17 protein-coding genes are annotated in these 17,953 nt (G+C 67.5%); 3 read left to right on the forward strand and 14 right to left on the reverse strand.

What is annotated here, in order from left to right; genetic code table 11:
* Nucleotides 1-205: 205 nt before the first annotated feature.
* From NA11_RS43745 to NA11_RS05490, 7 genes are all read right to left on the reverse strand, one after another.
* Entirely contained in the window at nt 206-307 is a 102-nt protein-coding gene (locus tag NA11_RS43745; RefSeq protein WP_003402602.1) for a 30S ribosomal protein bS22, read from the reverse strand.
* A 195-nt stretch (nt 308-502) separates the two neighbouring features.
* Nucleotides 503-787, reverse strand: a complete 285-nt coding sequence (locus NA11_RS05465) for a helix-turn-helix domain-containing protein (RefSeq protein ID WP_245745726.1) — start codon at nt 785-787, stop codon at nt 503-505.
* Between the two features lie 267 nt (nt 788-1,054).
* Nucleotides 1,055-1,912 carry a pyrroline-5-carboxylate reductase gene (gene proC / locus NA11_RS05470; protein ID WP_069160632.1) on the reverse strand — a complete coding sequence of 286 codons (858 nt, stop codon included), beginning with the start codon at nt 1,910-1,912 and terminating at the stop codon, nt 1,055-1,057.
* Nucleotides 1,913-1,934: 22 nt separating this feature from the next.
* On the reverse strand, nt 1,935-2,816 hold the full coding sequence (locus NA11_RS05475) for a thioesterase family protein (protein WP_084654188.1): 882 nt from the start codon (nt 2,814-2,816) through the stop codon (nt 1,935-1,937).
* A gap of 152 nt (nt 2,817-2,968) precedes the next feature.
* Nucleotides 2,969-3,835, reverse strand: coding sequence for a sugar phosphate isomerase/epimerase family protein (locus NA11_RS05480; protein ID WP_069160775.1), 867 nt, complete (start codon nt 3,833-3,835; stop codon nt 2,969-2,971).
* Between the two features lie 128 nt (nt 3,836-3,963).
* Complete coding sequence (locus NA11_RS46135; RefSeq protein ID WP_069160633.1) at nt 3,964-5,514, reverse strand: Rv0497 family membrane protein; 1,551 nt, start codon at nt 5,512-5,514, stop codon at nt 3,964-3,966.
* Nucleotides 5,511-6,542, reverse strand: coding sequence for a Ppx/GppA family phosphatase (locus NA11_RS05490; RefSeq protein WP_069160634.1), 1,032 nt, complete (start codon nt 6,540-6,542; stop codon nt 5,511-5,513). The genes NA11_RS46135 and NA11_RS05490 overlap by 4 nt, the downstream gene beginning before the upstream one ends.
* Nucleotides 6,543-6,685: 143 nt before the next feature.
* On the opposite strand from NA11_RS05490, the gene NA11_RS05495 reads away from it, so the two are divergent.
* Both NA11_RS05495 and NA11_RS05500 read left to right on the forward strand, forming a co-directional pair.
* Nucleotides 6,686-7,474, forward strand: coding sequence for a DUF3109 family protein (locus tag NA11_RS05495; protein ID WP_084654191.1), 789 nt, complete (start codon nt 6,686-6,688; stop codon nt 7,472-7,474).
* A 78-nt stretch (nt 7,475-7,552) separates the two neighbouring features.
* Nucleotides 7,553-7,885: a hypothetical protein gene (locus NA11_RS05500; RefSeq protein WP_245745727.1), complete on the forward strand. Its 333-nt coding sequence runs from the start codon at nt 7,553-7,555 to the stop codon at nt 7,883-7,885.
* Between the two features lie 74 nt (nt 7,886-7,959).
* Here the strand turns inward: NA11_RS05500 and NA11_RS05505 are convergent, their stop codons facing one another.
* The 3 genes from NA11_RS05505 to NA11_RS05515 all read right to left on the reverse strand — a co-directional run bounded on the left by NA11_RS05505 (nt 7,960) and on the right by NA11_RS05515 (nt 10,442).
* Entirely contained in the window at nt 7,960-8,649 is a 690-nt protein-coding gene (locus NA11_RS05505) for a winged helix-turn-helix domain-containing protein (RefSeq protein ID WP_069160635.1), read from the reverse strand.
* Nucleotides 8,646-9,881 (reverse strand): sensor histidine kinase, encoded by a 1,236-nt coding sequence (locus tag NA11_RS05510; RefSeq protein WP_069160636.1) that lies wholly within the window; start codon nt 9,879-9,881, stop codon nt 8,646-8,648. The genes NA11_RS05505 and NA11_RS05510 overlap by 4 nt, the downstream gene beginning before the upstream one ends.
* A 141-nt stretch (nt 9,882-10,022) precedes the next feature.
* Nucleotides 10,023-10,442 (reverse strand): winged helix-turn-helix transcriptional regulator, encoded by a 420-nt coding sequence (locus NA11_RS05515; RefSeq protein ID WP_069160637.1) that lies wholly within the window; start codon nt 10,440-10,442, stop codon nt 10,023-10,025.
* A gap of 234 nt (nt 10,443-10,676) precedes the next feature.
* On the opposite strand from NA11_RS05515, the gene NA11_RS05520 reads away from it, so the two are divergent.
* The gene (locus tag NA11_RS05520; protein WP_069160778.1) at nt 10,677-11,336 is read left to right on the forward strand and encodes an NADPH-dependent F420 reductase; all 660 of its coding nucleotides are present in this window, start codon (nt 10,677-10,679) and stop codon (nt 11,334-11,336) included.
* A gap of 94 nt (nt 11,337-11,430) precedes the next feature.
* On the opposite strand, the gene NA11_RS05525 is transcribed toward NA11_RS05520, so the two are convergent.
* The 4 genes from NA11_RS05525 to NA11_RS05540 all read right to left on the reverse strand — a co-directional run bounded on the left by NA11_RS05525 (nt 11,431) and on the right by NA11_RS05540 (nt 17,889).
* Nucleotides 11,431-13,455, reverse strand: coding sequence for a CocE/NonD family hydrolase (locus tag NA11_RS05525; RefSeq protein ID WP_069160638.1), 2,025 nt, complete (start codon nt 13,453-13,455; stop codon nt 11,431-11,433).
* 203 nt (nt 13,456-13,658) lie between these two features.
* Nucleotides 13,659-15,719: a CocE/NonD family hydrolase gene (locus tag NA11_RS05530; RefSeq protein WP_069160639.1), complete on the reverse strand. Its 2,061-nt coding sequence runs from the start codon at nt 15,717-15,719 to the stop codon at nt 13,659-13,661.
* Between the two features lie 468 nt (nt 15,720-16,187).
* On the reverse strand, nt 16,188-16,925 hold the full coding sequence (locus NA11_RS05535; RefSeq protein WP_069160779.1) for a phosphoglyceromutase: 738 nt from the start codon (nt 16,923-16,925) through the stop codon (nt 16,188-16,190).
* A gap of 58 nt (nt 16,926-16,983) precedes the next feature.
* Nucleotides 16,984-17,889 carry an ROK family protein gene (locus NA11_RS05540; protein WP_069160780.1) on the reverse strand — a complete coding sequence of 302 codons (906 nt, stop codon included), beginning with the start codon at nt 17,887-17,889 and terminating at the stop codon, nt 16,984-16,986.
* Between the last annotated feature and the right edge of the window lie 64 nt (nt 17,890-17,953).

Raw genomic sequence — 17,953 nt, forward strand, 5'->3', positions numbered from 1 at the left:
CACCGCATCCCACCTTGACAAGCCCCCATTTCAATTATCCCCGTGTCCCAGGGTAGCCGCTGTGTTCGTGGGTTCCGATGTTATTTACCAGGATCTAACGATGACTTCTATCACCAGGCACAACAGGCGATTTCAAAATTTGGTATTTCAAACGAAAAGGCCCGCCACCTTATTGGTGACGGGCCCTCCAGCTATCGCGTAGCGCTTACTTGCCGAGTTTGCGCCGCTGCACGCGGGTGCGGCGAAGCAGCTTGCGGTGCTTCTTCTTCGACATGCGCTTGCGGCGCTTCTTGATCACAGAACCCATAGGGTTGTTCCTCGCGTTCTCTCTACTCGGCGCGCACGCTACACACGTACGCCAACTGACCGGTCGCTCGGCAAGCCTCACGCCCAGTGTCCGCGCCGCCGGATACCACGGGGCACCACACAGGGGCGCCACCGGCGGGCGAACACGAACCGAGGATCTATCGTACCGGCACGTCCGGCTCCCTTCGAAACCGCCTCATCCGGCGTCGAAGTAGGACGTTTCGAGATAGTCGTGCACCGCCTTGGCGTGCACCCGGAACGAACGACCCACCCGCACAGCGGGCAACTCACCGGAATGCACAAGCCGGTACACCGTCATCTTGGACACTCGCATCAGGCTCGCCACCTCGGCGACCGTGAGGAACTGAGTGCCACCGAGTATCGGTTGACCCTGCGACCCCGCGGCGCCTTGCGCCCGGGAACCAGCTCGGGGGCCTGAGGGGCCGGAGCCGCTCGAGCTCCCTGAGCTACTAGCAGACATCTTGTTAGACATCATTGCACCATTGACCTCCGGCACGTCCGCGCCGCCGGCTTCCCCACCGGCGGAACAGACACGCACGTGCTCCTTGAAGCTTAGCGGGACCAGTGGTGTTACTGCGACGGGAGTGAGAAATCAGCTTTTCCCATCGGGAACCGACCGGTCACCTTATGGATGTGCCGTGTTCGATTTGTCGCTTTCTGGGTGCCGTAGGTGAGCCTGCCCACATCCTGCGGGTCCGGGCACGTCGCGGCGTAGGAGTCCCCGCAGTTACGCGCCTGCGCCTGTCGGCCCGTCCACCACGCCGCCCTGCTCCGCCGAGCGATGTTTGGCGGCGTACAGCGCCTCGATGAACGCCGAGCGGAGGCCGCCGCGCTCGAGCTCGCGCACGGCCGCCGCCGTGGTGCCCGCAGGCGACGTGACCGCGGCGCGCAGCTCGGCAGGCGACTGGTCGGAGTCGTCGAGCAAGGCCGCCGAGCCGACCATGGTCTGCACCACCAGCTGAGTGGCGACCTCGCGGGTCAGGCCGAGGCCGACACCCGCGTCCACCATGGCCTCGACGACCAGGAAAAAGTAGGCGGGGCCCGACCCGGAAACCGCGGTGACCGCATCCATCTGCGACTCCGCGACGGTCACCACCTTGCCGACCGCGCCGAGCACATCGGTCACCAATTCCAGCTGCTGCGGCCGGGCATAACGGCCGGGCGCGAGCACGCTCATGCCCTGGCCGACCAGCATCGGCGTATTCGGCATCACCCGCACCACGGGGAACCCGGCGGGCAGCTTGGCCTCCAGCCGCGAGGTCGGCACCCCGGCGGCCAGCGAAACCAGGATCTGATCACGGTCGTTGCCGACGCTCGCGTTGTCGCTGAGCGCGGCCTTGCCGAGCGCGGTCATCACGGCGTCGACATCGGCGGGCTTGACCGCGACCACCAGCAGGTCGGCGCCCACCGACGCATCGGCGACCGAATCGGTCACCCGCACGCCGAACCGCTCGGCTACCTGTGCGGCGCGCTCGGCCACCGGCTCGACGACGACCAGGTCTTTGGCCAGTCGCCCCGACTCGAGCAGACCGGCGAGCAACGCCTCGCCGATGCGCCCGCCACCGATAACCGCAATCCTTGTCATGAGGGTTAAGGCTAGACGGCGCTCATCCCTGCGGAATCAGGGCCAGTTGCCGACTCTGTGCGACGACCGCACCGGTGGCATCGAGGACGAGGTGATCCTCGTCGAACATCCGGCCGCCGATCTCGTGCGTGGTCGCGATGACGCGCAGCCAGCCGGGGGCGGGCTTGCGGCGCAGATAGGTGGTCATCTGCACGGTGGGCGACCAGCCGAAGAGGCCGAGGTTGGCCGGGACCGGCGGGCTCATATCCGCGCTCATCATCGCGAAGTGCATAGCGACTTCCGGGTCCTGCGCGTCGGCGGCGCGGGGGCGGATCCAGAGGCGAAGGCGCGGCTCGCCCTGCTCGCTGTCGAGGAATCGGGCCCATTCCCGATCGATGTAGAGGTCGGCAGCCTCGCCGACGTGCACGATCTTGCCCATCGGGGAGCCCGGCTCGTAGCCGACGGCGTCGGCGGGCGGCGCGACGGGCATGTCGTCGTACTCGCGCGCATAGCGCGGCGCGGTGTCGTCGAGATGGCCGAAGGTCAGCGCGGTGCGCACCAGTGTGCGGTCGTTCTGGACCAGGTTGACGTCGGCCAGGCAGATCTGGCGGCCGACCTTGCGGATGTGCACCTGGTATTCGACCTCGCCCGGATCGGGCGCGCCGAGGAAGTCGGAGCTCGCGGCGATCGGCGCCATGCCTGCCAGCGCCGGATCGGTGGTGCGCAGCCACTTCAGGCCCGCCGCGGCGGTGGCCGCGACCATGGTGCCGCCGTGCACCTTCTTGCCGATCGTCCAGACTCGATCGATGATGCCGAGGTAGCGACCGGTGTCCGGGCTCGTCGACAGCAATTCGGTCAGCGCGAGCACCCTGCTGAACGGCGCATCGGTCGCGCTGGCCTGTTTGAGGCCGAGCTCCGTCGTCATAATCACTCCTCGCTCACCGCCGCGTCGGCGTCGGGTTGCGGGCACGCGGCGTCTTACAGCGTAGAACGAACAGCGCGGCAACTGGCATTCCCCTTGGCCTCTAGGGCCGAACGCGAGATTTATCACGTCGGCGCAGGCCGGGGCTTTTCGCGTCAGGCGTGATGGGCCGAGGTCGGCGTCGGCGCGGTCTGACCGTTGAGATGCAGGCGCGCGAAGGCGAGCGTGCGATGCAGCATGGCCGCACGATCCGCGGTGGTGCGCGCGGTCTGCGTGTTGATCTCGGCGACCGCCTGACCGGCAAAACCGTTGCGCACCAAGGTGTCGCACACCTCGACGCAGGGTTGCGTGCCTTCGCCGGGCACGAGATGTTCGTCGTGCGCGGCGCCGCGACCGTCGGCCAGATGCAGATGGGCCAGGCCATGACCCATCCGGGCGGCCAGCGCCAGCGGGTCGGCGCCCGCGGTCGCGGTGTGCGACAGGTCGAGGGTGTAGTGCGCGAAACCGGTGTCGGTCGGGTCGTAGGACGGGCTGAACGCGGTCAGGCCGAGTCCGGGACCACCGCGGCGCTCCAGCCGCTTCACCGAGCGTTCGCCGCGCCCGAACAAGGTGTCGGCGCGCATCGGGAACATGTTCTCCACCGCGACGATGACCGGGCTCTGCTCCTCGAGCTCGGCGACCTGGGTGGCGAAGTTCTCGGCGTAGCGGCGCTGCCAGCGGAACGGCGGATGCACGACGACAGTGGCCGCGCCGAGCGCCTCCGCGGTCCGCACGCTGCGCTCGAGCTTGGCGATCGGATCCGGGCCCCACACCCGCTGGGAGATCAGCAGGCACGGCGCGTGGATCGCGATCACCGGAACGGCGTACTTGCGGACATAGGACTGCACCGTGGCGATGCTCTGACTGGCCGGCTCGGCCCAGACCATCAATTCGACGCCGTCGTAACCGAGTTCGGCCGCGTATCGGAAGGCCGCCTCGGTGTTCTGCGGGTACACCGAGGCCGTCGAGAGGCCGACGAGGATCTGCCTGCGGTCCGGCGCACCCGCGAGCTCGCCGGGCGACGTCGCCGCAGGACGCCCGCCAACGCCGGGCGCGTGCCGCACCTTGGTCTCGTCCGCCTGCCCGATCTGCCCCACAGCCGCTCCCTGCCTCAGTTCGTACTGAGGAGAAAGGCTAGCGGCCCGAGCGTGACGAAGACGCCTACGACGACCGCGATCACCGTACTCAGCACGTCGTCGGTGCGGCGAAGGATGCGCACCAGCGCGACCAAGCCGAGAATCACGATCATCGCCAGGGCCAGCGCCACCCAGGGGAGCATCTCCCACATCCGCTCGAAGCCCTTGAACAACAACATGCCTGCGACGGCGGCGCCGGTGCTCTGCCCGCCCAGGATCAGCCACTGGCGGCGGTTGGCGTCGTATTCGGCCTTCGCGGCCTTTCGCCCGACTCTGGAGCGGCGCGGCGCGGCGGCGTCCTCGTGTTCGTCGAGGTCGTCGAGGTGGTCGTGCTCGTCCTCGTCGAGGTGGACCGGCGCGAAATAGTCCGTTTTACCGTCATACATTTCGAGCTCGTCGACCGGGGCGCGACCCGAATCACGCTTGCCCCTGCCACGTTTGGCGTCACGCTCGGCGCCCGCGCGTTCCGCGCGCTCGACACCGTCCCTGAGCAGATCACCCGCGACCGTCTGGCCGGAGAGCAACTGCTGATCCTGGCTCGCCAGCGACCACGCCGCGGTCGAGATGCCCTCGGGCTCCGGCTCGGCCTCGACGCGTGGTGGCGCATCGGATTTCCGTCTTCGCGCCGACCAGGCGGGCAGGCCGCCCTCGGCAGCGCCGTTGCGCGGTGATGATCTTCGCTGCGGTTCCGGCGGCGAGACTGCGGGCAGCGGCGCGGACTCCGGCTCGTATCCGGCGGTCGGCGACCACGCCGCGGTCGACGGTGCGACCTCCTCGTCCGCCTCGGCGGCCCTGCGGCGCGCGGCGCGACCGCCTGCGGCGCCGTTGCGACCGTTCGATCCGGCACGGTCCGGCAGTGCGCCGCCCGCTGCCCCACGGCCGCCGGGATCGAGCCTGCCCGCATCGCGGATCGGGCGTACCTCGGTGGTCTCCTCGTCCGGTTCGGCATGCCTGCGCCTGCGGCCGGAACGAGGCTCCGGCGGCGGCTCGACGGGCGCCGGATCGGACGCGTAGGGATTGGGCGTCGGCGCATACGGATTGGGCGACGGCGCATACAGATCGGCGACCGGGGTGCGCGGCGACAGCGGATCGACCGGCGTGCTGTGCCGCGATCCAGGCATCTCACGTCCCGGCATCACCCGGCTCGACCAGCCAGGCAGCGGATCGGCCTGCGGCTCGGGCGGCGCGTACGCGGCGAGCGGGTCGTACATCGAGATCGGGCCGGATATCGGCGAGTACGACGACGGTTCCGGCGCGGGCGGCGCATACGACACCGGCTCCGGCGCGGGCGGTTCGTAGGCAGGTGGCGGTTCGTACGCGGGTGGCGGCTCGTAGGCGGGCTCGTCGGTGTCCGGTGCGGCGTGCGACGACTGTCCACTGCCGATGGCAGGCATGTCACCGGTCAGTTCGGCCACCGAGATGCCGCGACCACCGCGGCGGCGCCTGCCCCCACCGGCGGACGACGCGCCCTGCTGGCCGTTGCGGGCCAGCAGCTCGGCGACCGATAGCTGTTTATCGTCACTCATGATGAGACCGTCCCTATGGGCCCCGGTAGCGCAGCCTCACCTGAGCCCTTGCGACCACTGTTGGCCGCCGGGCCCGGCAAGATCGTCGCCCGGGGTCCGCCATTCATGTCGGTATCCAGTTTGCGCAGGATCAGCCCTTCCCGCAGCGCCCACGGACAAATCTCGAGGGACTCCAGCGATAGTGCCCGCATACTCGCCTCCGCGACCAATGCGCCAGCCACCAATTGCTGTGACCGATCGGAACTTACGCCTTCCAATTCTGCACGGTCCGCGGCAGTCATCCGCGAGATGAACGCAATCAGTTGCCGCAGACCTGAGCTGGTGAGTGTACGACGCACCCGAGGGCCCGCCGCCGAGGGTGCCGCCCCGGTCAGTCTGGCCAGCGAGCGGAAGGTCTTCGACGTGCCGACCGCGAGATCCGGTTTACCCGCTGCGATCAGCTGTTTCGCCGGTAGCGTCAGTTCCGCGTCGAGCCAGTCGCGCAGCACGTTGACGCGGCGCTTGCCCGGCGGATCCTCGCGCAGCCATTCCCTGGTCAACCGTCCGGCACCGAGTTGCAGCGACAGCGCGACATCGGGTTCCTCGTCGCCGCCGTTCGTCATTTCCAGCGAGCCGCCGCCGATGTCGAGGTTGAGGATGCGGCCCGCGCTCCAGCCGAACCAGCGGCGCACCGCGAGAAAGGTCAGCCGCGCCTCGTCGACACCGGAGAGCACCTGCAGATCGACCCCGGTCTGCGCCCGGACACGCCCGAGCACATCTTCGGAATTCGCGGCCTCGCGCAGCGCCGAGGTGGCGAACGGCATCAGCTCGACGCACTTGGAAGTCTCGGCGATGCTGGCGAATTCGGCGACGGTCGCGATGAGGCGCTGGGCGCCCTCTTCGGTGATTCTGCCCTCGCCGTCGATGTTTTCCGACAGCCGTAAAGTGGCCTTTGTCGAGCTCATCGGCATGGGGTGGCCACCCCGGTGCGCGTCCACCACCAGCAGGTGAACGGTATTACTTCCGACGTCGAGTACCCCTAACCGCACAAGAACACGGTACTGGGTGAACCGGCCCTTTAGGCCAGGCGACTGAACTGTTAGCGTTCCGAGGTGTGACGGTAGGCGCATCGACGAGCGGCCAGACCCGGCCCCGACCAGCGGGGAAGATCGATCCGAGTCCTGAGGTCGACATGGATTTCCCCCGCGAGTGGATCGAGTTCGTCGATCCAGCAAACGATGAGCATCTCATCGTCGCGGATCTGACCTGGCTACTGTCGCGCTGGACGTGTGTCTTCGGCACGCCGGCATGCCAGGGCATCCTGCCCGACCGCCCCGACGACGGCTGCTGCTCGCACGGCGCGTTCCTTTCCGACAAGGACGATCGCAAGCGGCTGCAACACGCTGTGAAAATGCTCACACCTGCGGACTGGCAGCTGATGAGCGAGGCGCAGGACGCCAACGGCAAGGTCACCAAGAAGGGCTACCTCGAGCTCGACGAGCTCGAGGACGAACCCGCCTTGCGCACCCGCAGATTCGACGGTGCCTGCATTTTCCTGAACCGCCCCGGCTTCGAGGGCGGCGTCGGCTGTTCGCTGCACACGATGGCGCTGCGCCGCGGCATCGAGCCGCTCGAGGTGAAGCCGGATGTGTGCTGGCAGTTGCCGATCCGGCGCACCCAGGACTGGGTCGACCGTCCGGACGGCGTGCAGATCCTGCGCACCACCGTCACCGAGTACGACCGCCGCGGCTGGGGTCCCGGCGGCGCCGACCTGGCGTGGTACTGCTCGGGCTCGCCGGACGCGCACGTCGGCACCAGGCCGGTCTGGCAGTCCTACGGACCGGAATTGAAAGAATTGTTGGGTGCCCCGGCCTACGAGGAGCTCGCACGGCACTGCAAACGCCGAGAAGGCCTCGGGCTCATCGCGATCCACCCGGCGACGGTGCACGCGAACCGCATGCCGGATCCAGCCGGCGCCTGAGCCCCCGGTATGTCGGCTTGCACCTCGTTCACCTGCACGGCATGCGGACTTCACCTGTTTGCTGTTTGATGTGCGGTCATGTCCAAGAAAGTTTTGACCATGGCCGCCGTTTCGCTCGGCGCCATGCTGTGTCTTCCTGGCGTCGCGCACGCCGAACCGAACGGTGACCCCGCAAAGTACGCCGACTTCACCGCTGACTTCGTCCCCGCCAACACCCCCGACGCGCCGAATGCCGCCGCGCAGGGCAAGAACCTGATCATGAGCCCGTACGGCATCTCGCGCACCATCGCGTGCCGCGGCACCAGCGCGGCCGACGTCTACGACTGCATGCAGGAAGACGACCTCGGCTGGATCACGCTACGCAAGATGGACGTCCCCGGCCTCGGCCCGACGTGGACCTACTTCCCCTGACCTCCGCCGCTGCGGCGAGGCACGACGAAACGGCCGAGGACTCCCGCAGTGTCCTCGGCCGTTTTTCTGTCTTGCTAAGCCTCTAGCTTGTAGCCAAGCCCGCGGACCGTGACCAAGTGTTCCGGCTTCGCCGGGTCGGCCTCGATCTTGGAGCGCAGCCGCTTCACGTGCACGTCAAGGGTTTTGGTGTCACCGACGTAGTCGGCGCCCCAGACGCGATCGATCAGCTGGCCGCGGGTGAGCACCCGGCCGGAGTTGCGCAGCAGGTATTCGAGCAGGTCGAATTCCTTGAGCGGCAACGTGACCGGCTTCCCGTTGACCAGCACGGTGTGGCGGTCCACGTCCATCCGGACGGGGCCCGCTTCCAGCACGCCGCTTTCGTTCGTGCCATCCAGCTCGTCACCGGCGCCGCGCCGCAGCACGGCCCGGATGCGTGCGATCAGCTCGCGCGCCGAGTACGGCTTGGTGACATAGTCGTCGGCGCCGAGCTCCAGCCCGACCACCTTGTCGATCTCGCTGTCCCGTGCGGTAACCATGATTACCGGCACGCCGCTCCTGGTACGCAACTGCTTGCACACGTCGGTGCCGCTCATGCCCGGGAGCATGAGGTCGAGCAGCACAATGTCTGCACCGGACCGATCGAACTCGGCAAGCGCGGACGGTCCGTCACCGACAACGGTGACCTCGAACCCTTCCTTGCGCAGCAGGAACGCGAGCGGATCGGCCAGCGACTCCTCATCCTCGACGATCAACACACTCGTCATCTGCGTGCCTCCACACCATTGGGTCGACCCGGCCCCGGAGGGCGCGGGCTTGTTTCTCTCATGCTCACCGTCGGACCGGCGGAATCCTCTTCTCCGTCGGCCTCGTGGTGCGCAGGTATTCGCAGGGTGAACGTCGAACCGGTACCCAGCTTGCTCCACAGGGTGATTTCACCGTTGTGGTTGGCGGCTACGTGCTTGACGATAGCCAGCCCGAGTCCGGTGCCGCCGGTGGCGCGCGAGCGCGCCTTGTCGGACCGGAAGAATCGTTCGAAGACCCGCTCTTGGTCTTCCTTGGCGATGCCGATGCCGCGGTCGGTCACGGCCATCGCGACGTGGTCGCCGCGCAGCGAGCGGCTGACCGAGACGTGCGAGCCGGCAGGCGAGTACGCGATCGCGTTCTCCACCAGGTTGGACAGCGCCGTCACCAACAGGGTCTCGTCGCCGAGCACCTCGAGCCCGCTCGGCCGGTCGGTGCTGACGGTGATCCCTGCGGCCTCGGCGGCGGTGCGCGAGCGGTCAACCGCCTGCATCACCACGGTGTCCACGTCGACCACCTCGAGCTCGGGCAGCTTCTCCGCGCCTTGCAGGCGGGAGAGCGCGATGAGTTCGGTCACCATCTTGCCGAGCCTGCGGGACTCGCCGAGCACTCGTTGTCCGAAGTGGCGCACCGCCTCCGGGTCGTCCGCGGATTCGAGCATGGCCTCGGCAAGCAGGCTCATCGCGCCGACCGGGGTTTTGAGCTCGTGGCTGACGTTTGCCACGAAGTCGCGGCGGGTCGCCTCCATGCGCGCCTGTTCGGAATCGTCGTCGGCGAAGAGCACTGTGAAATTGGTGTCCTCGCGCGACAACTGGCGGGCGACACCACGCACCGCGATGCGGCCGCGGCCGGGCACCGGGTTCTTGGCGGTGAGGTCGAACTCGGCGGATTCGCCGGTGGCAAGCACCTTTTCCACCGCGGCCCAGGCCCGCTCGTCGAGCAGGCGATTGCGGACAAGGCCGAGCTCCTCGGCGCGCGGATTCACGAGCACCACATCGCGGTACTCGTCGACCACCGCGATGCCGCTCTCGGAGGCGAGCACGATCAGGTCGAGGACCTGCGACATCGTCAGGCCGGAATCCGCCTGTCTGCGGGCCGCCTGTCGGGCATTCATATAGGGGATAAGTAGCCCGCCGACTGCCAGGCCAACGACAGCCGCCAGGACTGCCAAGAGCACGGCCTGCGGAACACTCACAGTTGAATCGTACGGTCGCTACCCCGGTAACCAACTCCGGGTACGCTATGTTTCGCGCAGGTCATAGCCACTTATGCCGTTGTTCGCTCACCGTTTACGTGCCGTTGGGTACGGAAATGCCGGATTGTGATCAGGGCTGGTCTAGGCGAAATTTTCGTCGTTGTCCGGATCCGGGCCCGCCAAGCCTGCGCCGACCGCTCGGCCGTGCTTGTCCACCCACTCGCCGAGGGCGTAGATCGGGACGAGCAGGTCGCGTCCGGCGGCGGTCAGTTCGTATTCGACGCGCGGCGGTGCTTCGGCGTAGCGGTGGCGTTCGATGAGCGTCATCTTCTCCATCCGCCGCAGGGTCTGGGTCAGCATCTTCTGGCTGATGCCGCCGATGGTGGCGCGCAGGTCGCTCGGGCGCATCGGACCGTCGCGCAACATATACACGACCACCGGTAGCCAGGAGTTGCCGAAGACGTCGACGCCGAGCCGGGCCGGGCAGTCCGCCTCGAAATCGCCGTAGGGCGTGAACTCCACCCGTTCGGCGGAAATCGGCTCGGCGGGCGCGGTGGTCATGCGACCAGCTTGCCATCGCGACGGCGGGTCGGCATCCCAAATCGTTCGGCTATGACGAACGGTTCGCGTGCGCAAGCCACGCGGCACTTGTTCGGACGCTGCCGCCGGTCGAACGAAGCGCACCCGAAGGTGCCTATCGGCATTCCTACCGTCGGTGTCGCACACATTCAGGCGAGGCGGCTGCCTCGCACTCGCCCGGCGCCCACCGCGCGGGGTGAACCTCTAGGAGTTGCGATGCGAATCGGAATCATCGGCGCCGGAGCAATGGCGCGGGCGCTCGGCGGCGGCTGGGTCGCGGCCGGGCACGAGGTGCTCGTCGGCGCCAGGTCGGCGGACAGGGCAGCGGACGCGGCGACCGCGATCGGGGCCGAGGCGGGCACCGTCCGCGACGCCGCGGTGTTCGGCGAGGTGGTGCTGCTCGCGTTGCCGGTGGCGGCGCTGGACGAGGTGCTGCGGTCGGTCGGCGAGCTGCTCGCCGGGCGCACCGTCATCGACTGCACCAATGCCTTCGCCCCCGACGCGGCCGCGCCGCAGGGGACAACGGCCTTCGTGTTGACGGAAGACGCTGTCGCCGAACGTGTTGCCGCAGGCGCGCCGGAGGCTCGGGTGGTGAAGGCCTTCAACGTCTGCGCCGCCGAGGTATGGGCGTCCGACGCGCGGGTGTTCGACGAGCGCAGACTCGCGGTACCACTGTGCGGTGACGACGAAGCGGCAATGCGACAGGTGGCCACGCTCACGGAAGATCTGAAGCTGCAACCGGTTTCAGCGGGCGGGCTGCACCGCGCCAAGTATCTGGAGGCGGTGTCGGTGTTCACCGTCGGACTGTGGTTCGCCGGGCACGACGCCAGGGCGGTGTTCCCGCCGCTGGAGGCGGCCTTCGCCGCGGTGGACTAGCGGTGAAACCTGGCCTGAGCATGCACTATTCGCGCATACCCCGCGATTTCGAGCTTTGATGTGCGATAAGTGCACGCTCAGACCGGGTTACGGTTTACCAGCCCGGGTTTCCGCGCACCGGGATATTCACGAAACTTGGCCGGATCGGATCCAGCAACAGGTGTTGCGGGCGCAGGCCGCTGTCCACGACCAGCGGCATCGGCGCCAGGCCGCGCGGGAAGTTGCCCGCGTAGACATCGACACGCAACCGATGCCCCGGTTGCAGCACCGCCTCGATGCCGGGCACCGAAATGTCCAGTGTCGTCGGCTCTCCCGGCACGGGCGGCCGCATGCTGTCCAGCGACAGGTCCGGCACCGGATCGGTGTAGTCACCGTTCGGCGAGCGAGTGCTCAGCCCCTCGTCGATGGCGCGGAGCGAGGAGACCAGCTGCCCCGACGACAGGACCGAGGAGTACCCGTCGGGGCCGACATCGTTCACCGTGACATTCCAGTAGCCGTCGGTCGCGTCGTGAACCGTGTTGAGCCGGACCGCGATCGGGCCGGAGATGCTCGTCGGCTCCGCGACCGGGGCGCTGGTGAAGGTCAGCCCGTTGAGTTCCTGGATCCGCGCGTCCTTGCTGCAGCCGTCGATGATCGATGTCACGCCCGCGGTCTCCTGAGCCATGTCCCGTGAGCAGACACCGGTCAATCCCGGTGCGACAGTGAGCCGGTCCACGGTCGGGCTCGGCTCCGCGAACAGCGAACCGTCGTGCACGCTGGCCGCACCGGTCCCGCTCGGCGCGGCGGACAGGTACATCCGCCGGTGCTCGGTACCCGGCTGTGGGAAGGAGGGTGCGGTGATCCAGCCGCCACCCTGCTGGCGCAGCGTCACCGGACCGTAGTCGTCGATCCCGTTGTCGATGCCCTTGAGCCACTTGTCGAACCAGGCCCGCTGCAGCACGTCCATGCGCGGCGGCAGACCAGGCCTTCCGGATTCGTTGCCGTTGCTGATGTGGTAGCCGGCGCCCATGAAGAGCTGTTTCTGACCGGGCGGCAAGGTCAGCCGCCGGTACACATCGGCCTGCGAGTTCACGAACACGTCGTGCCAGCCGCCGGTGACGAAGGTGGGCACGGTGATTCGGCTCGGGTCGTTCTCCCACGCCTGCCGGAACGCGCTGCCGGAATGCAGCAGCGTCTGCACCTTGGGGTCGAGCTGGTCGATCTCCGGGGTGATCAGGATGTTCACCAGCGCGTCGAGGAAGGTGAACGGATCGGCCAGCCGATCCAGCAACCATTTCATGTCGAACTGCCCGCGCAGCACCGACGCCAGGTCGGGCACCAGCTTGGCGCCGTTCACCGCGAGCAACCAGGCGGGCATGAAGGTGACGCCGATGCCGCCGCCGGGAGCGACCAAGTCGCGGAACGGGTTCCGGCTCGGCACCACCGGGAAGAGCGCCTTCAGCGCGGGCGGATTCTTGGCACCGGCCTGCAGCTGGTTCAGGCCCGAATAGGACACGCCGTTCATGCCGATGTCCCCGGTCGACCACGCTTGCCGCGCGGCCCAGTCGATCACCTCGACGGTGTCTTGCTGCTCGCGCTCGCGCAGCAGATCCCATATCCCTTGGGAGAAGCCGGTTCCCCGGACGTCGACGACGACCTGGGTGTATCCGCTCTTGATCAGCTGCCGGTCCACGGTGAAGTTGCGGATCAGGCCACCGCCGAGCGCCTTGGTCAGATCGGTGATGCCGGAGAACGGCGTGCCTGACAGGTCGACATCGCGCGCCACCTGCATCACCGCGTCGGACAACCACGGAACCGAGATCATGCTGTCCGCGATCATCGAGCCGAGCTTGGTGTAGGGCGTCATGTTGACGATGGTCGGCGTCGGCGTCGAAATCGGTTGTCCCATGGCATCTGCCGGGTGATAGACGTTGCCCTTGAGCACGGTGCCGTCGCTCATGGTGATCGGCACGTCCCATTCGATGAAGACGTTCGGGTACTGCTGCGGGCCGTCTTCGGCCGCGGCCCACGCGGCGCCTGCCGCGCCGCCGTCCGGAGTCGCGGCGGCCGAGGGTGAAAGGAAGGGGGCCGAGGCCACCGCCGCGACGACCAACGCCGCGGTGCGGAGCGCATACCTCATTGGATCCACTCTCTTCGGTAACAGATGTTCTCTAACCGTAGGGAGGGAAGCAGGGGGTGTACCCGGTTCGCTGGAGAACCGCGAAAAATCGTGCAGGCTCACAACTGTTGACCTCGCGCACCCACCTCTCGCCCAAAGCGAAAGGGCGCCACCGCTCGAAGGATTCGAAACGACAGCGCCCTTTTCGGGTCTTCAGCTTGTTGTCACCAGCCGGGGTTGCCACGCACCGGCACGTTGATGAAGCTCGGCCGGTTCGGATCCAGCTGCACGTGCTGCGGTTTCAGCCCGGTGTCGAGCAACATCGGCAGGATCGGCAGGCCCTTCGGAAAGTTGCCTGCGAAGACATCCACCCGCAGGCGGTGCCCCGGCTGCAGGATCGCCTCGGTGGCGGACAACGCGATGTTCAGCGTCGTCGCCTCGCCGGGAACCGTCGGCTGCCGGTTGTCCAGCGACGTGAACGCCCGCGGATCGGTGTAGTCGCCGTTGGCGGACTTGCTGCTGTTGGCCTCGTCGACCTCACGTAGCGACGCCATCAGCTGGCCGGAGGACAACACCGACGACCGGCCGTCGGGCGCGACGTCGTTGACCGTGGCCACCCAGTACCCGTCCGACGCGTCTTGAACGGTGTTGAGCCGCACCGCGATTCGCCCGGAGATGCTGGTCGGCTCGGCGACCGGATCGCTGGTGAAGCTCAGCGCGTTCAATTCCGCGACCCGCGAATCTTCGCCGCAGCCATTGATGATCGACAGCACACCCGCGGTGGCCTGTGCCGCGTCGTTGGAGCACAGCGTGGTCAGACCGGGCGCGACGGTAAGCCTCGCGGTGTCCTCGTTGGCCGCCGCGGTGAGCGAACCGTCGTACACACTGGCCGCGGTGCCGCTGCGGTTGGCGGACAAGTACATCCGGCGATACACCGGACTCTGCGCACCGCGCTTCTGCTCGGTCGGCTCGGCGAACGAGTCGGTGGTGATCCAGCCACCGCCCTGCTGGCGCAGGGTGATCGGGCCGTATCCATCGATGCCGTTGTCGATGCCCTTGAGCCACTTGTCGAACCACGCGCGCTGCAACACATCCAACCGAGGCGGCAGCCCAGGCTTCGCGTACTCGTTACCGGAGTTGAGGTGGTAGGTATTGCCCATCAGCAGCTGCTTCTGGCCTGCGGGCAGCGGAATCTCTTGGTAGATCTTCGATTCCGAGTAGGTGAACAAGTCGTGCCAGCCGCCGGTGACGAAGGTGGGCACTTGGATCCGGCTCGGGTCGCCGAGCCAGGCCTGCCGAGGCCGCGAGCCGTCGGTCAGCAGCTCTTTGGCGCGCGGGTCGAGATCGTCGATGCGCGTCGTGGTGTACGCGTTGAGCAGAACGTCCATGAACGTGAACGGATCTCGCACGCGGTCGGCGAGCCATTGCGTGTCGAACTGCCCGTTGACCATCGACGCCAGATCGGGGACCAGCTTGGTGCCGTTGATGGCGGTCAGCCACAGCGGGATGAAGGCGGTGCCGAAGCCGCCGCCCGGCGCGAGCACATCGTTGACCAGGTCACTGCCCGGCACAACGGGGAAGATCGTCTTCAGTGCGGCGGGCCGCTTCTCCGCGGCCTGCACCTGGTTGATGCCGGAGTACGAGATGCCGTTCATGCCGATGCGGCCGTTGGACCACGGCTGTGCGGCCGCCCAGTCGATCACCTCGATGGTGTCCTGCTGCTCACGGTCGCGCAGCATGTCCCAGGTGCCCTGGGAGAAGCCGGTGCCGCGCACGTCGACGACGACCTGCGAGTAGCCGCTCTTGATGAGCTGGCGGTCGACGGTGAAGCTGCGCAGCTCACCACCGCCGATGCCCTTGGTCAGGTCGGTGACGCCGGACAGCGGGGTGCCGCTCAGATCGATCTGGCGGAGCAGCCCGAACAGCGCATCGGACAGGCCGGGAACGGACTGCGCGTGGTCGGCCAGGTTCGACACCAGCTTGGTGTACGGAGTCAGGTTCACGATCGTCGGCGTCGGCGTATCGATGGGCCGGTTGAAGGCGTCCGCGGGGCGATAGACGTTGCCCTTCAACACAGTTCCGTCGCTCATCGCGATGGGGACGTCCCACTGGATGTTGATGTTCGGATACTGCTGCGGGCCGTCCTGGGTTGCGGCCCAGGCCGCTCCGGCGGCGCCGCCGTCGGGGCCGGTTGGTGCCTGCGCGGCGGAAGCGCCGCTGACGAGGAAGGGGCCCAGCATTGCGGCGGCAACCGCCGCCACTGTGGTGCGCAACGCGTACTTCATCGGACGTGATCTACCTCTCGGACTGGTCGAACGCCCAAAGTCTACATACTTACCTGTCGGTAATGACAAGGGGTAACTTCTGGGCAAATCCGAATGGAGATTTACATACCGTGAGGGCGATGACATCAGGGCAGCCAAAGCCCAGGTAACAGCCGCTACGCGGGAGTTTCCGAATGAGAATGTTCAGTTACGCAACGCGCAGTTGAACTAGCCAGCGAGCACTGGCAAATACACCTACCGGCGTGACGCAAAACACAGAAGGCCAACGCGAACAGCACCGCCCGAATCGGTCCAGCAATCCCACAGCAAGGCTTCGACCTGCGGCGATCGCCACCGCATTTCGCCGGATCGGCACCGCGCACCGATCAACCGGTCGCATGACTGTCACGGACCAGAACGCCGCGCGCACACAGCAACGCGCCGCGGCCGATTGCCTGCCGCGGCGCGTTGATCGAAGTCAGCGAGGAGCTACTTGGCGCCCTGATTCGCGACGGCGGCAGCGCCTGCGGCCGCCGCTTCGGGATCGAGATACTCGCGCGGACGGACCGGACGCAGGTTCTCGTCCAGCTCGTACCGCAGCGGAATGCCGGTCGGGATGTTCAGCTCGGCGATGTCCTCGTCGGAAATCTGATCCAGGTGCTTGACCAGGGCGCGCAGCGAATTGCCGTGCGCGGCAACCAGCACGGTCTTGCCCGTCAGCAGTTCCTTGGAGATGGTCGACTCCCAGTACGGGACCATCCGCTTGACCACATCGAGCAGGCACTCGGTCTTCGGCACCTCGATGCCCGCGTAGCGCGGATCGCCCTCCTGGCTGTACTCGTCGGTCGGGTCGATCGGCGGCGGCGGAGTGTCATAGCTGCGGCGCCACAGCATGAACTGCTCGTCGCCGTATTCGGCGCGGGTCTGCGGCTTGTTCTTGCCCTGCAGCGCGCCGTAGTGCCGCTCGTTGAGCCGCCAGTCCCGGATCACCGGGATCCAGTGCCGGTCGGCCGCGTCGAGCGCGATGTTCGCGGTGCTGATCGCGCGGCGCAGCAGCGAGGTGTAGACGACGTCGGGCAGGATGCCGTGCTCGGCCAGCAGCTCCCCCGCGCGCTTGCCCTCGGCGATGCCCTTGTCGGTGAGGTGCACGTCCACCCAGCCGGTGAACAGGTTCAGGGCATTCCATTCGCTCTCGCCGTGGCGCAGTAGCACGAGGGTGTACGTCATGGCCGCCATCTTTCCATGCTGTCGCCGCAGCGCTCATCGGCCATGACCAGGGCTGGCGTCAGTCGATGGTGTCGGCGGTCGCGTGGCCCGCGGCGAGCACGCCCGCGCCGACGAGGGTGGCGCCGTCGGTGATCCGCGACAGCACGACGTGCAGGTCGTCCAGGAAATTGAGGCGGGCGTGCTTGGCGACCGCCGCGCGCAGCGGATCCCACAGCGGCTCACCGGATTGCGCGAAACCGCCGCCGATGACGACCCGATCGACATCGAGCAACGCGGCGGCCGAAGCGATCGCCTGGCCGAGGGCGGTGCCCGCGCGATGCAGTGCGGCCAGCGCGATCTCGTCGCCGGTGTGCGCCGCCTTGGCCAGCTGGGCGCCGGTCTTGCCGGTCCACCCTTGCGAGACGGCCCAGCGCACCGAGGACATGCCGCTCGCGATCGCCTCGACGCAGCCGACACCACCGCATTCGCAGGGCACATCCCACCCAGGAACGACGATGTGTCCGATGTGCCCGGCATTGCCGGTGCGGCCGAGGACGACCTTCCCGTCCGCGATGAGCCCGCCGCCGATCCCCGACGACACCGTCATCGCCAGCCCGTTCGACAGCCCGCGCAACGCGCCGACATGATGCTCGGCCAGCGCGAGGCAGGCGCCGTCGATCGCGAATCGGATTGCCGCGCTGGGGAACAGCTTCTGCACCTCGGCGACGATCGGGAATCCCGACTTCCATTCGGGGATGTTCAGCGGCATGGTGATGCCGGTACGCACGTCGACCGGTCCGGCCGAGCCGATGCCGACCGCGGTGATCGGCGCGTCCCCCGCCACCTCGAGCAGCAGTTCGCGACACACCTCCCAGACCGACTCCGGTGGCACCATGGCCTGCCGCACGTCACGCACTTTCCGGCCGGTGTGCACGATGCCTGCCGCGAACTTCGTCGCGCCGATATCCAAAGCCAAAACAGTCATCGCGGTGCCTTCTTCACGATCCGAATCACAAGCGATTGTCACCCGTGCTCCTTTCCACCGCGCG

Origin of the sequence: Nocardia altamirensis NBRC 108246, from assembly GCF_001612685.1 — a bacterium.
Classification (GTDB): domain Bacteria; phylum Actinomycetota; class Actinomycetes; order Mycobacteriales; family Mycobacteriaceae; genus Nocardia; species Nocardia altamirensis.